The sequence below is a fragment of the Mesorhizobium sp. M7A.F.Ca.US.005.03.2.1 genome, from assembly GCF_003997795.1.
Taxonomy (GTDB): Bacteria; Pseudomonadota; Alphaproteobacteria; order Rhizobiales; family Rhizobiaceae; genus Mesorhizobium; species Mesorhizobium ciceri.
This window is the reverse complement of record NZ_RZRP01000085.1, coordinates 1-12,441: the sequence shown is the minus strand read 5'-3', so window position 1 is coordinate 12,441 and position 12,441 is coordinate 1. Positions and strand designations below refer to the sequence as shown.

The window sequence follows — 12,441 nt, the reverse complement described above, 5'->3', positions numbered from 1 at the left end:
TCCATGGACAGCGTCAGTCCGGCGCTGATCTGCCGCCAGGCGACGCGCAGGCTAGTCGGCGAGCGGGTGCGGATCGTCGCCAGCGTCTTTGCCGCGAACTCATCGGCGGCGGCCGCACGCTCGAGGCTGTCGATGACGCGGTTCAGGGACGGTTGCGAAAAATGACGGACAATCGCCTCCAGCGTCGGCCTGTCGGTTTCTCGCCTTGCCTGCACGAAGAAGCCGCGCAGCACCGATTCCGGATCGCCGGTCAACGCCAGCCGGTCGAGGAAGCCAGCCTGGTCCTCGGCCTTGATGGTATGGGTGGCCAGCCCAGACCACAGCGCATCGCCATATCGAATGCGATTGCCGGTCAGCGCCAGATACATGCCGAAGGAGCCGCCGAGATCGGGCAGCAGGTGGCTGGCGCCAACATCCGGAAAGAAGCCGATGCCGACTTCCGGCATGGCAAACTGGGCATTCTCGGTCATCACCCGGTGCGAGCCGTGGAAGGAGATGCCGACGCCGCCACCCATGACGATACCGTCGATCAGGGCGACATAGGGCTTCTTGTAGCTGTTGATGCGGGCGTTGAGCCGGTATTCGTCGGCGAAGAACTCGACCGGCGGTTTTCCCGCCCGACCTGTCTCATAGACATGCAGGATATCGCCGCCGGCCGAAAAGGCCCTGCCCTCTGCCTTGACGACGATGACGTCGATGCCCTGGTCGGCCTCCCAGGCGGAAAGAGCGGCGTCGAGCGCCCCGATCATGCGGTGCGTCAAGGCATTGAGCGCCTGCGGCCGCGTCAAGGTGACGACGCCGGCCCGGCCCAGATGTTCGAAGCGGATCTCGTCGCCTCCGCCAAAATCCATCGTGAAAGAATCCCTCTCCCGGCCGCCGGGACTGAAGTGCTAAAGCGTGGCGCATGGGTGCGTCAATGGCGAGGACACCGGTGCAAGCTCTGGCCCGGACCAGGAGCCAGTGCTAAAAATGGAGCTGCAATACGGAAAACTGGGTAGAGTTCATTGCAGCGTACCTGGTGGGTCTTCGAACGGGACGATTGTTTATGACTCGATTTTCGCACCTTGCGCCGGTGGCAATCGGGCTGAGCCTCTGCTTGGCTGTTCACCCGGTCATGGCGGGGACTTTGGAAGACCTCTACAGCTCGCAGACCATCGTCAACGGCAAGTACGAGAAGAACCGCCAGTCCGGCTTCAAGCGCTGCCTCGACGCGGTTCTGGTGCGGGTTTCCGGCGATCAGCGCCTGCCGGCGAAACCTGAAATGACGGCATTGCGCGACAAAGCCGGCACCTTCGTCGCCAGTTTCCACTATCGCGACCGCATGGAAGGCATTCCCAACCATGACGACCAGGGCACGTACGATCGGCCTCATAATCTCTACTGCCAGTACAAGCCTGCTGACATCGACCCGGTGCTGGCTTCGCTCGGCAGCAGGCCGTGGCTGACCGAGCGGCCACGGCTGGCGGTGTTTTTGGCGACCGAGCGCGGAACAACGCATTACGCGCTCGATGCCGAGGACGACCGTGGCATGCTGATGCGCGAATCGTTCGGCAATGCCGCCGTACCGCTGGCCATGCAGGTGACTTTTCCCACGGTGGCGCAGCTGTCGCAGGCCGGATTGGACGATCAGGCGCTTCGCAATGCCGAGATGACGAAGCTCGACACACTGGCGAAGAGGGCCGGCGCCGACCAGGCGCTTTACGGCAGCCTCGTCTGGAGCGACAAGGAACTGGGCTGGATCGCCGACTGGCGGCTGGTCATGGCCGGCAAGACCTACGTCTGGCAGGTGCGCGGTGTCGGCTTCGACGAGGCTTTCCGTGTCGCCATCAGGGGCGCGGCACAGATTCTGTCAGGCAATGGGCAACCCGAATAGGCCTCGACCCGGTCGCTGGCACAATCGTGCCGCATTGGTCAGCGGCGGGAGCTCGTGGTAAAAGCCTGCCCGAACGAGAGTACTGGCGATGAACAAATTCACCCCCGCAAAGCCCGCCGGCGCGCGCGGCGTCGACGAGATCACCGGCAGCCGCCGTCTGCGCCGCATGCGCAAGGCCGACTGGTCGCGCCGTCTGGTGCAGGAGAACCGGCTCACGGTCGACGATTTGATCTGGCCGATCTTCGTCGTCGAGGGCAAGGGTATCCGCGAGCCTATCGCCGCCATGCCCGGCGTCTTCCGCCTGTCGATCGATCTCGCCGTCAAGGAGGCAGAGCGCGCGGCAAAACTCGGCATTCCCGCCCTCGCCACCTTCCCCAATGTGGACATCTCGCTGCGCGACCAGACCGGCTCGCACATCCTCGATCCCGACAATGTGATCAACCGCGCCACCCGTGCGATCAAGGATGCGGTACCGCAGATCGGCATCATCACCGACGCAGCGCTCGACCCATTCACCAGCCACGGCCATGACGGCATCCTGCGCGACGGCATCATCGTCAACGACGAGACAGTGGAACAGGTGACCGCCGCTGCAGTCATCCAGGCGGCCGCCGGCGCCGACATCATCGCACCGTCCGACATGATGGACGGTCGCATCGGCGCCATCCGCGACGCGCTCGATGCCAATGGTTTTCAGGACGTGGCGATCATGTCCTATGCGACCAAATTCGCCTCGGCCTTCTACGGACCCTATCGCGAGGCGGTGGGCACCGCCGGTCTGCTCAAGGGCGACAAGAAGACCTATTACATCGACCATGCCAATTCGGACGAGGCGGTGAGAGAGGCCGAACAGGACATCGCCGAGGGCGCCGACATGCTGATGGTCAAGCCCGGCCTGCCCTATCTCGACATCATCCGGCGGCTGAAGGACGAGTTCCAGATGCCGACCTTCGCCTACCAGGTGTCAGGCGAATATTCGATGATCAAGGCGGCAGGCGCCAATGGCTGGATCGACGGCGAGAAGGCAATGCTGGAATCGCTGCTCGCCTTCAAGCGCGCCGGCTGCGACGGCATCCTGACCTATTTCGCACCCGAAGTGGCGGAGATGTTGAAGGGGTAATTTCTCTTCGCGACGACGGCCGGTCGCGGCGAGCAATGTCGGCCAATCCGCTTCGACATCCATACCAATTTCCGGCTCTTGGCCGGGGAATCCATAGCGAGGGCCACTTGACCGTTGCGTGGGCTTCGTTTGAGCTTGAAAATACCGCTTGCAATTCACAATCGGTTTGTTACAAAAAACTGCTTGCAAAACACAATCGGTTATCGAGGAGGCTCGCATGTCCAAACTTCGCGTCAACGCTTTCACCCTATCGCTCGACGGCTATGGCGCCGGTCCCGATCAGGATCTGCAAAATCCGCTCGGCGTCGGTGGGGAATCCTTGCACAAGTGGTTTGTCGACACCCGCACCTTCCGCGAGATGGTGCTCGGACAAGATGGCGGCACCACCGACGTCAACGAGGCGTTCGCGGCGCGCAGCTTCGAAAATGTCGGCGCCTGGATCCTCGGCCGCAACATGTTCGGACCGATCCGCGGCGAATGGCCTGACGACAGCTGGAAAGGCTGGTGGGGCGACAACCCGCCCTATCATGTGCCGGTTTTCGTGCTGACCCATCACAAGCGGGAACCGATCACGATGGAGGGCGGCACCACTTTCCACTTCGTCATCGACGGCATCCATTCAGCTCTTGAACAGGCCAAGGCTGCCGCTGGCGGCAAGGATGTGCGGGTCGGCGGCGGCGTCGCCACCATACGGCAATATCTGCAGGAAAAACTGATCGACGAGATGCATCTGGCGATCGCGCCGGTGCTGCTGGGCACGGGCGAGAACCTTTTTGCCGGCCTGGACATGCTCAAGCTCGGCTATATCTGCAGCGAGCAGGTGGCGACCCCGCTCGCAACGCACGTCACCATCAAGCGGGCGTAAGGTGGAGAGCCAATCTCCCCCCTCGTGGGGGAGATCGCAGCTTCGTCTGCCTCAATACTTCTCCGGTACGTAGAGCTCGCGCGGCAGCACCTGGCGTTCGTATTCGGGGTTGAAGACGCGCTCCGGCAAAGTGATCTCCTCGTGCGGCACTTCCTCGTAAGGCAGCTGCTTGAGCAGATGGTCGATGCAGTTCAGCCGCGCGCGTTTCTTGTCGTTGCCCTCGACGATGAACCAGGGCGCTTCCGGGATGTTGGTGCGGGCGAAGGTCTCTTCCTTGGCCTTGGTGTACTGCTCCCAGCGCACGCGCGACTGCAGGTCCATCGGCGACAGTTTCCACTGTTTCATCGGATCGTGGATGCGCATCAGGAAGCGCATCTGCTGTTCCTCGTCGGTGATCGAGAACCAGTATTTGACCACGGTGATGCCCGAGCGGACCAGCATGCGCTCGAATTCCGGCACGTCGTGGAAGAATTCTTCGACCTGATCGGGCTGGGCAAAGCCCATCACCCGCTCGACGCCCGAGCGGTTGTACCATGAGCGGTCGAACAGCACGATCTCGCCGCCGGCCGGCAGATACGGGACATAGCGCTGGAAATACCATTGCGACTTTTCGCGCTCCGTCGGCGCCGGCAGTGCGACGACACGGCAGATGCGCGGGTTGAGGCGCTGGGTGATGCGTTTGATGACACCGCCCTTGCCGGCCGAATCGCGTCCCTCGAAGATCACCACCAGCTTCTTCTTGTGGTGGGCGACCCAGGACTGCAGCTTGATCAATTCGGACTGCAGGGTGATCAGGTCGCGAAAATACTGCATGCGATCGATCGAAGGCGGATGCGAGTTCTTGTAGATCTTGGCGATCTCCATCGACAGCGCCGGCTCCGACATTTCGAGCTCATAGTCTTCGTCAAGCGTGTCGGCGAGCTCGGCTTCAAGCCAATCCCTGGCCGGAGAATTCTGTTTTAGCTCGGTCATTATCGGCTGCTCCACTTGCAAGCTCTGTCGATCCACGTCCGGCGCCCCAAACTCCCGGCCTACAGCCCGGGAACGGCAACACCTGAGCCGACTTCCATATAGGCCTGCAATGACGGTTTTATTGCAGCGCGAGCATGGTCACCGCCGCCGTCGGTCCAGCCAGGCATGATCGATCCGCCGCGCTGGCATGGAGACACGTCGCCCAAATTGTCCTACAAATAGCGGCCACTTTCGGGCGCCCTCCCCAGCCCTTTCCCAATGCAATCGCGAGGACCGACATGGAATACCGCACCCTCGGCCGTTCCGGCCTGAAAGTATCGACACTGACCATGGGGACCATGACGTTCGGCGGCGCCGGTGCTTTTTCGGCGGTTGGCAAGACCGATCTCGACGAAGCGCGCCGGATGATCGATCTCTGTATCGACGCCGGCATCAATGTCATCGACACCGCCAATGTCTATTCGAACGGCATTTCCGAAGAAATCATCGGCGAAGCGCTCGGCGGCAAGCGCAAGGGCGACGTGCTGATCGCCTCCAAGGCACGGATGCGGATCGGCAAAGGTCCAAACGATGAAGGCCTGTCGCGCCATCACCTGATCCGGGAATGCGAGAAGAGCCTGAAGCGGCTCAAGACCGACGTCATCGACATCTATTTCCTGCACGAATGGGATGGCGTGACGCCGCTGGAGGAAACCATCGGCGCGCTCGACACGCTGGTTGCCCAGGGCAAGATCCGCTATGTCGGCTGCTCCAACTATTCCGGCTGGCAGGTGATGAAGGCGCTCGGCATCAGCGACAGCCGTCATCAGCCGCGCTTCATCACGCAGCAGATCCACTACACGCTGGAAGCGCGCGAAGCGGAGTACGAACTGCTGCCGATTTCCGTCGACCAGGGGCTGGGCGTTCTGGTCTGGAGCCCGCTTGCCGGCGGATTGCTGTCCGGCAAATACCGCCGTGACAGCCCCACCGCCCGCCAACTCGCGGGCTGGTCGGAACCACCGATCCGCGACGAGGACCGGCTGTGGCGGATCGTCGATGTGCTTGTGGAGATCGGCGCGCAGCGCGGCGTGTCGGCAGCGCAGGTGGCGCTGGCCTGGCTGCTTGGCCGGCCGTCCATCAGTTCCCTGGTGATCGGCGGCAGGACGGAAACGCAGTTCCTCGACAACATCGCGGCGGCAAGCCTGGTGCTTTCGGGCGAGGAGCGCGAGCGCCTCGACGCGGTCAGCCGGCCGCCCTTGCTCTATCCCTACTGGCACCAGCAGCTGACGGCAAAGGACCGCTTTGGTGCCGCCGATCTGGTGATTGACCGAAGCGGCATCTGATCGGCAAATCGACGGCGATAGGTATCGCCGCCGCAATGATGGGCGTGGCCCCATCATTGCGGCGCGCATCTTGCAAGCCTGGCCATCATCGACGCACTATCGCTTCAGCTGTTGTGTTTGACGGCTAATGCTCCTAGGCAGGACCAGAGCCGCGAGGCAGTGAAAAAGGAGCCGATATGGCGCGACCACCAAACTACGATCAGGAACGCAAGGAACGCGACCGCCAGAAGGCGGCCAAGAAGGCCGAGAAGCTGGCAGCCAAGGTTGCAGCGAGGGAACGTTCGAAGCCCGAAGACGAGACTGAAGCCGAAACCGAAACGGCAAAGTGACGGCAAAAGGCCCGCAGATGCGGGCCGTGCCTCAATCCGGATTGCCGCCTCGGATGTCGCCTTGTGTCAGGCCGGCGCCTTGTCGCTGACAAAGACGTCCACTTCGCGCGCCGCCGCAATGAAGGCGCGCCTGGCGTTCATCGCCGGCTTGTCGCCGGCGAGTGCGTCATGGCAGGCCTGCAGGGCCGCGCGATGCTTGGGGCTGCGCTTGCCGGGCCAGCTGTTGAGGAGGTAGTCGGAAGCCTCACGCGCCGTGCGCAAGAGCTGAGTGCTTCCCGCCGCGACTGACTTCACAGTCACAGGTGTTTCAAATCGGTTGTTTTCCATCGCCGCTCCTTACGCCATCGGCGTCTGCGAAGCGAGGGCGAAAGTGCGCACACGTCCAGACGCCGCTTTGCGCCCCTTCATCCGCCTTAAGCAGCAACGACGGCAAAGCCTCTGGCGCGAAGACCGCGCCGATCGTTGGCGAGCGACGTCACCAGCCGGTCGCGGCTGCCGACGATGTGGACCGAGAGCAGGCGCGCGGCTTCATCGGCGTCGCCACGGCGTGCCGCCGCCAGTATGGCGCGATGTTCGGCCCAGGCGCGGCTGAGGGCCGCTTCGTCGCGAACCTCCAGCCAGCGCGCCCGTGACAGGCGTGTCATGGCATCACGGACCGCCCGGAACAGGAATTCATTGCCCGACAGACGCGCCAGTTCGATGTGAAAATCCATGCCGACGCGATGCCATTCCTCGCGCGGCGTGTCGTTGTCGCAGGATTCGAGCATCGCCTGGATGACATCGATGGCGCTCCGGTCCGCCAGGCTGCATGTCAGGCGAACTGCCGCAACCTCGACCGCCTCCCTGTAGACGGCGATCTGCTCGAGTTCAGCCAGATTGATCGGCGACACCGTCCAGCCGCGCCCGTCCCTGCCGACCAGCCCCTCGGTCTCGAGCCGCAGAAGTGCTGCCCTGACCGGGGTTCGCGATGCACCGAAACGGCTCTCGATCCAGCGCTCGGTCAGCTTTTCGCCGGGACCGATCTCGAGGCCCAGGATCATCTGCCGAAGCTGTTTTTCGACGCTGTGCATCTGCGACATTGTCGTTTCCATCTTTTGGCCGTTTGCGATCGTCTTGCCGATCACGTTCGACAGGCTGCATTGACAGCGGCCAAGCTTGCGTCCATGACGTGTACCATCTTGGTATCCCAAATTGGTATCCGCAGCAAGCATCGATAAAAGAGTTGCTGGGACAGGACATACGACATGCAGCAGAGCACGCCCCCGGCGACCGACAGCACCTACAACATCCACTGGCGGCGCAATCTGTTCGTGTGCTTCGCCGGTTCGTTTTCGACGCTTGTCGCCATGACGCTGCTTCTGCCGTTCCTGCCGCTCTATATCGAGCAGCTGGGTGCCGAGGGTCACGCGGCGATCGTGCAATGGTCGGGGATTGCCTATGGCGCGACGTTCTTCGCGGCGGCGCTGGTGGCGCCGCTCTGGGGACGTCTCGGCGACCGCTATGGCCGCAAGGTGATGCTGGTTCGCGCCAGCTTCGGCATGGCCATATGCATGTCGCTGACCGGCATGGTGCAGACGGTCTGGCAGCTGGTGCTGCTGCGGCTGCTCATCGGCTTTGCCGGCGGCTACTCCTCGGGATCGACCATCCTCGTCGCCATGCAGACACCCAAGGAGCGTTCCGGCTGGGCGTTGGGCCTGCTGTCGGCCGGCATCACGGGCGGGGCTCTGGTCGGCCCTCTGGTTGGCGGCGCCCTGCCGCCGCTGATCGGCATCCGCGCCACCTTTCTCCTCTCCGGCGGTGTCATCTTCCTGGCATTCCTGGCGACCACGTTTCTGATCAAGGAGAATCCCCGGCCGAAAACAGCAGACGCCGCAGCGACGCAGAAGCGGAAAGGCGGCTGGTCACAAATCCCCGACAAACGGCCTGTTGTCGCCATGCTGGCGACCGGCATGCTGTTGAGCTTCGCCACCATGTCGATCGAGCCGATCATCACCGTCTATGTGCAGCAGCTCATCGAGGACCAGAGCCGCGTCACGCTGGTATCAGGCGTCGTCATGTCGGCGGCGGCCCTTGGCGCCATCCTGTCGGCCTCGCGCCTGGGCAAGCTCGCCGACCGCGTCGGCCACTGGAACGTCATCATCGGCGCGCTTGCCGTCTCGGCGCTGCTGCTGATCCCGCAGGCCTTCGTCACGCAGAGCTGGCAACTCATCGGCCTGCGCTTCCTGATGGGTCTGGCGCTGGGCGGGCTGTTGCCCTGCATCACCAGCGTGATCCGCCACAATGTTCCCGATGGGGTCGGCGGCAATGTGCTCGGGCTGTCGATCTCCGCCCAATATGTCGGGCAAGTCGCCGGCCCCTTGCTGGGCGGCTTTGCCGGTGGTCATTTCGGCATGCGCTCGGTGTTTCTGGGCACATCCGTCTTGATGGCTGGGGGCGCGGTGTATAACTGGCTGGCACAGTCACGCCGCGAGCAGGACATGCTTGCCAACCCCGGCAAGCCCTGACGGGGTTGGGCGTCACGGGGCCCCAAACATGAGCACAGCCGAACGACCTTCCGACGACAGCAGCCGTATCCTCGTCCTGGCCGGGGGCCTCTGCGGTGCTGCCGGCGTGGCGCTGTCGGCCGCGGCGGCGCATCTCGGCGGCGCCTTCGTTGGCACCGCCGCATCGTTCCTGCTGATGCATGCGCCGGTCTTCCTTGCCGCCGGATTGCTTGGCGCGAACCGGATCCTGCGCATCGGCAGCCTGATCCTGCTGGTTGGGCTTCTGCTGTTCTGCGGCGATCTGCTGGCCCGCGATTTCATCGGGTCGCGGCTATTCCCGCTGTCGGCGCCGATCGGCGGCACGCTGCTCATTGCCGGCTGGCTGGCGATCGCTGCCTCGGCGCTGGTGCGCGTGCGGTCCTGACGCCCGCCGGCACCAAACGTCGAGCGTGGCGGCTAATCCTGCCGGCGCTCGGGCTTGATGAGCAATTCGCGATTGCGCCGCCGCAGCCTTGCCAACCGATGCCGCTCCGGCCGTTCGGAAGCCGGCGCGATGCCCCAATAGTTGCGATAGATGTCTTCAAATAGATAGCTCACGGGATGCATGATGTGCGCTCCTTTCAGCACTTGAATCGATCCAATCGAGAGGTGCGAAAAACCGACCCCGATCAGCTCCGCTTGCGCTCCACAAGGAACCGCAACTCGCGGACCCATGGGCTGGTTTTGCCGCGGCGCTTCTGCGTCGCGGTGTTCGACGAGATGCTCCAGTCGTTGCGGTAAATGTCTTCGAACAGAAAATTGACGGGATGCATGACACAACTCCCTACTTGATGTTGAATCGATCCAATTCTGCCAGCAGGCGTTTCCTTGGATCGATTCAAACATAGGCCCTATCGAAGCCTCGATCAAGCCAAAATTTGAACCGATCCAACGAAAGTGTTAAATGGGAAGAATTCAGGAGACGAAGATGGCGCCACTTATCTCTGCAAAGACAAGACCGGTCCGGCTGGCGGACATTGCCAAGGCAGCCGGCGTGTCGCACGGCACCGCGTCCAACGTCTTCGCCCGTCCGGAGATCGTGCGCGAGGAGGTCCGTGAACGGGTCAAGGCGGCAGCCGAGGCCATGGGATATGGCGGACCGGATCCCAAGGGCCGGCTGCTGCGCGCCGGCAAGGTCAATGCCATCGGTGTCGCGACCGCGGAACCCCTCTCCTATTTCTTCGACGATCCCTTTGCCCGGGTGATGATGGCCAGCATCTCGCAGGCTTGTGACGCGACCGGTGCGGGGATTTCGCTGGTCTCCGCCGTCAATGGCGAGCAGCTGGCGTGGAACATCCAGAGTGCGCTGGTCGATGGCTTCATCGTTTTCTGTGTCGATGGCGGCTCAAAGCTGGTCCAACTGGCACGTGAACGCAAGCTCCCCTTTGTGGCGCTCGATCTCGATTCGGACGACGACGATGCGGTCGCGGCGATCGGCGTCGACAACATCGCCGGTGCCGGCCTGGCGGCCCGCCACCTGACCGAACTCGGACATCGCCGCTTTGCCGTGCTTACCCTGCCCTGTGCCGACGCAGGCTTCGGCCCTACCACAAGGGAGCAGGTGGAAATGGCCCTCTACTCCGCTACGCGGGACCGCTTGCGTGGCTATTTCGCGGAACTCTCCCGCGTCGACATCGACGTCGAGCGTGTGCCGATCTACGAGACCGTCAATGACGAGAAGAGCGTGTGGGCCGGCCTCGAACATATTTTCGCCGGTGCCGAGGCGCCGACAGCCATCCTGGCGATGTCGGACAGGATGGCGCTCCATGCGCTGGACTGGCTGCGGCAGCACGACATTGCGGTACCGGGCGATGTTTCTGTCGTCGGCTTCGACGGTGTTCCGGAAGGGGCGGTTTCCAAGCCGCCGCTGACCACGATCGTCCAGCCGATCGCCGAGATGGGCCGCCTTGCCGTCAAGGCGATCCTTGAAAATGATGGTTCGTTCAGCCGGCAATCGCTGCCGGTCGAACTCGTGGTGCGGGCCTCATCCGGCCCCTCGCCCACCTGAGCTCAACGGCCCATTCTTGTCGCCATGCCCGGCATCGCGAAGGATGCAGCATGGACGGGCGATGCGGCGCTGTGAGCCGGCCTGCTTTTGGCGGACCAGCCAAGGCCCGATAGCCATTCGAGATAGTAGGCGAGCGCGAACTGCATGACGATGCCGGCCGATATCAACAGGCTGTCATAGGCAAATCCGCCCGGATTGATCAGCTTCAGCACCTGCGCCGCCATTGCAAGCACCGTGCCGGCAATGAAAACCGGCAGCGATCGTTTGCCCAATATGGCAAGCGGATGATCGCGCCCGGTGCGAAACAGATTCGAGATCGCCGGGAATGCCACGATCAGGTAGCTCACTGCGAGTATATGCAGGAGCCTCGGCAGCGACAGGAACGTCTTGTCGAAACCGGTCAGCACCGGAGGCAGGCCAAACCAGGAGATATGCCCCCAAAGCGGGCTGTGCACCCAGACCAGGGCCACAACGGTGTAGGCCAAGGCCGCCCCAACCAGCCAGCGATTGACCGGGATGGTGCCGCCGCGACGCACATGCAGCGTGCCCGCCAGGCCGATGTTGAAAAGGAACTGCCACGACAGCGGGTTGAGAAACCAGAAGCCGGGCTCGGGGTAGTTGGGCGGAGCAATCTGATAAATCCCCGCGACCAGCCACAGGGCGCCGGATGCCACCAGTGCCAGGACCGGCCGATAGCTGACAATGAGCAGGAACAGCGGCGCCAGCAAGAGCAGCACCGCATAGACGGGCAGGATGTTGTTGTAGCCGAGCTGGTGGCCGAGCGTCACGATGCCGATCAGCACCTGCGGCGTATTCTTGATCAACGGCTCGATGTTGATCATCGTCAAAAGCTCCGGCCGCCTGGCAAACACCGCCGCAGCGCAGAAAATGGCCATCACCACCATGGTGGTGACGATGTGGGTGGCATAAAGCACACCGGCGCGGCGCAACATCTTCAAAGTTGCCAGCAGCCGGTTTCCAGGCTGGAATTTCTTGCCGTAGGCGAGCGCGACCGAGATTCCCGAGATCAGCACGAAGACCTCCGCCGCATCCGAAAAGCCGAAATTCTTGTATGTCAGATACTCGAAGGCGGTACCCGGCACATGGTCGACATAGATGGTCAACAAGGCGAGAGCACGGATCACATCGATGCGCGTGTCGCGCTCAGTGCGGTCCGGGACACGCGCCTCGCGGTCTGGGACACGCGCATCGCGGTCCGGGGAAATCTGGGTGGTCATCGACAAAAAGGCCTCAAAGCTGGTTGTTCATACCGGCAATGCGACCCCCGGCGCACCGCTTCGATTCCTCCCGAAGGATGTTATCGGCGGAGAAACGGACTGTAATGCGCCCGGTTCAATCAACTTTCGCGGAGCTTGAAAATATTGCGTTTTGAAGCCGGCAAATTGAGCGAAACGTCATATAATCAAGAG

The 12,441-nt window shown here is 62.8% G+C and carries 14 protein-coding genes; 8 read left to right on the top strand and 6 right to left on the bottom strand.

All coding sequences use genetic code 11. The features are described from left to right. A partial coding sequence (locus tag EN991_RS07485; RefSeq protein ID WP_127368487.1) for a 3-hydroxyisobutyryl-CoA hydrolase occupies window positions 1–851 on the bottom strand: 851 nt, incomplete at its 3' end. A 194-nt stretch (window positions 852–1,045) separates the two neighbouring features. Between EN991_RS07485 and EN991_RS07480 the strand changes: the two genes are divergently transcribed. From EN991_RS07480 to EN991_RS07470, 3 genes are all read left to right on the top strand, one after another. After that, window positions 1,046–1,873 (top strand): DUF2066 domain-containing protein, encoded by an 828-nt coding sequence (locus tag EN991_RS07480; RefSeq protein ID WP_127368486.1) that lies wholly within the window; start codon window positions 1,046–1,048, stop codon window positions 1,871–1,873. An 88-nt stretch (window positions 1,874–1,961) separates the two neighbouring features. Continuing rightward, entirely contained in the window at window positions 1,962–2,993 is a 1,032-nt protein-coding gene (gene hemB, locus EN991_RS07475) for a porphobilinogen synthase (RefSeq protein ID WP_013532258.1), read from the top strand. A gap of 217 nt (window positions 2,994–3,210) precedes the next feature. Continuing rightward, complete coding sequence (locus EN991_RS07470; protein WP_127368485.1) at window positions 3,211–3,858, top strand: dihydrofolate reductase family protein; 648 nt, start codon at window positions 3,211–3,213, stop codon at window positions 3,856–3,858. A 51-nt stretch (window positions 3,859–3,909) separates the two neighbouring features. Here the strand turns inward: EN991_RS07470 and ppk2 are convergent, their stop codons facing one another. Then, entirely contained in the window at window positions 3,910–4,830 is a 921-nt protein-coding gene (ppk2, locus tag EN991_RS07465; RefSeq protein WP_127368484.1) for a polyphosphate kinase 2, read from the bottom strand. 278 nt (window positions 4,831–5,108) lie between these two features. Between ppk2 and EN991_RS07460 the strand changes: the two genes are divergently transcribed. Continuing rightward, window positions 5,109–6,152, top strand: coding sequence for an aldo/keto reductase (locus EN991_RS07460; protein ID WP_127368483.1), 1,044 nt, complete (start codon window positions 5,109–5,111; stop codon window positions 6,150–6,152). Between the two features lie 176 nt (window positions 6,153–6,328). Then, the gene (locus EN991_RS07455) at window positions 6,329–6,481 is read left to right on the top strand and encodes a hypothetical protein (protein WP_013532262.1); all 153 of its coding nucleotides are present in this window, start codon (window positions 6,329–6,331) and stop codon (window positions 6,479–6,481) included. A gap of 66 nt (window positions 6,482–6,547) precedes the next feature. On the opposite strand, the gene EN991_RS07450 is transcribed toward EN991_RS07455, so the two are convergent. Both EN991_RS07450 and EN991_RS07445 read right to left on the bottom strand, forming a co-directional pair. After that, a complete protein-coding gene (locus EN991_RS07450; RefSeq protein ID WP_244506945.1) occupies window positions 6,548–6,781 on the bottom strand; it encodes a DUF982 domain-containing protein in 234 nt (77 codons plus the stop codon). Window positions 6,782–6,894: 113 nt separating this feature from the next. Then, the gene (locus tag EN991_RS07445; RefSeq protein WP_024504688.1) at window positions 6,895–7,560 is read right to left on the bottom strand and encodes a GntR family transcriptional regulator; all 666 of its coding nucleotides are present in this window, start codon (window positions 7,558–7,560) and stop codon (window positions 6,895–6,897) included. A gap of 165 nt (window positions 7,561–7,725) precedes the next feature. On the opposite strand from EN991_RS07445, the gene EN991_RS07440 reads away from it, so the two are divergent. Both EN991_RS07440 and EN991_RS07435 read left to right on the top strand, forming a co-directional pair. Next, window positions 7,726–8,985, top strand: a complete 1,260-nt coding sequence (locus tag EN991_RS07440; protein WP_127367173.1) for a multidrug efflux MFS transporter — start codon at window positions 7,726–7,728, stop codon at window positions 8,983–8,985. A 28-nt stretch (window positions 8,986–9,013) separates the two neighbouring features. Continuing rightward, window positions 9,014–9,388, top strand: a complete 375-nt coding sequence (locus EN991_RS07435; RefSeq protein WP_027162433.1) for a DUF423 domain-containing protein — start codon at window positions 9,014–9,016, stop codon at window positions 9,386–9,388. A 32-nt stretch (window positions 9,389–9,420) separates the two neighbouring features. Here the strand turns inward: EN991_RS07435 and EN991_RS39795 are convergent, their stop codons facing one another. Beyond that, on the bottom strand, window positions 9,421–9,849 hold the full coding sequence (locus EN991_RS39795) for a hypothetical protein (protein ID WP_164753438.1): 429 nt from the start codon (window positions 9,847–9,849) through the stop codon (window positions 9,421–9,423). A gap of 82 nt (window positions 9,850–9,931) precedes the next feature. Between EN991_RS39795 and EN991_RS07420 the strand changes: the two genes are divergently transcribed. Further along, window positions 9,932–11,011: a substrate-binding domain-containing protein gene (locus EN991_RS07420; RefSeq protein WP_127366111.1), complete on the top strand. Its 1,080-nt coding sequence runs from the start codon at window positions 9,932–9,934 to the stop codon at window positions 11,009–11,011. Between the two features lie 2 nt (window positions 11,012–11,013). Here EN991_RS07420 and EN991_RS07415 read toward each other — a convergent pair whose 3' ends face one another. After that, on the bottom strand, window positions 11,014–12,249 hold the full coding sequence (locus EN991_RS07415) for an OpgC family protein (protein WP_024504692.1): 1,236 nt from the start codon (window positions 12,247–12,249) through the stop codon (window positions 11,014–11,016). Between the last annotated feature and the right edge of the window lie 192 nt (window positions 12,250–12,441).

Excerpts from the sequence above, each read along its gene's own strand:
- EN991_RS07460 (WP_127368483.1), top strand. The coding sequence starts at position 5,109 with ATGGAATACCGCACCCTCGGCCGTTCCGGCCTGAAAGTATCGACACTG.
- EN991_RS07440 (WP_127367173.1), top strand. The coding sequence starts at position 7,726 with ATGCAGCAGAGCACGCCCCCGGCGACCGACAGCACCTACAACATCCAC.
- EN991_RS07470 (WP_127368485.1), top strand. The coding sequence starts at position 3,211 with ATGTCCAAACTTCGCGTCAACGCTTTCACCCTATCGCTCGACGGCTAT.
- EN991_RS07435 (WP_027162433.1), top strand. The coding sequence starts at position 9,014 with ATGAGCACAGCCGAACGACCTTCCGACGACAGCAGCCGTATCCTCGTC.
- EN991_RS39795 (WP_164753438.1), bottom strand. The coding sequence starts at position 9,849 with ATGTTTGAATCGATCCAAGGAAACGCCTGCTGGCAGAATTGGATCGAT.
- EN991_RS07445 (WP_024504688.1), bottom strand. The coding sequence starts at position 7,560 with ATGTCGCAGATGCACAGCGTCGAAAAACAGCTTCGGCAGATGATCCTG.
- hemB (WP_013532258.1), top strand. The coding sequence starts at position 1,962 with ATGAACAAATTCACCCCCGCAAAGCCCGCCGGCGCGCGCGGCGTCGAC.
- EN991_RS07415 (WP_024504692.1), bottom strand. The coding sequence starts at position 12,249 with ATGACCACCCAGATTTCCCCGGACCGCGATGCGCGTGTCCCAGACCGC.
- EN991_RS07420 (WP_127366111.1), top strand. The coding sequence starts at position 9,932 with ATGGCGCCACTTATCTCTGCAAAGACAAGACCGGTCCGGCTGGCGGAC.
- ppk2 (WP_127368484.1), bottom strand. The coding sequence starts at position 4,830 with ATGACCGAGCTAAAACAGAATTCTCCGGCCAGGGATTGGCTTGAAGCC.
- EN991_RS07480 (WP_127368486.1), top strand. The coding sequence starts at position 1,046 with ATGACTCGATTTTCGCACCTTGCGCCGGTGGCAATCGGGCTGAGCCTC.
- EN991_RS07455 (WP_013532262.1), top strand. The coding sequence starts at position 6,329 with ATGGCGCGACCACCAAACTACGATCAGGAACGCAAGGAACGCGACCGC.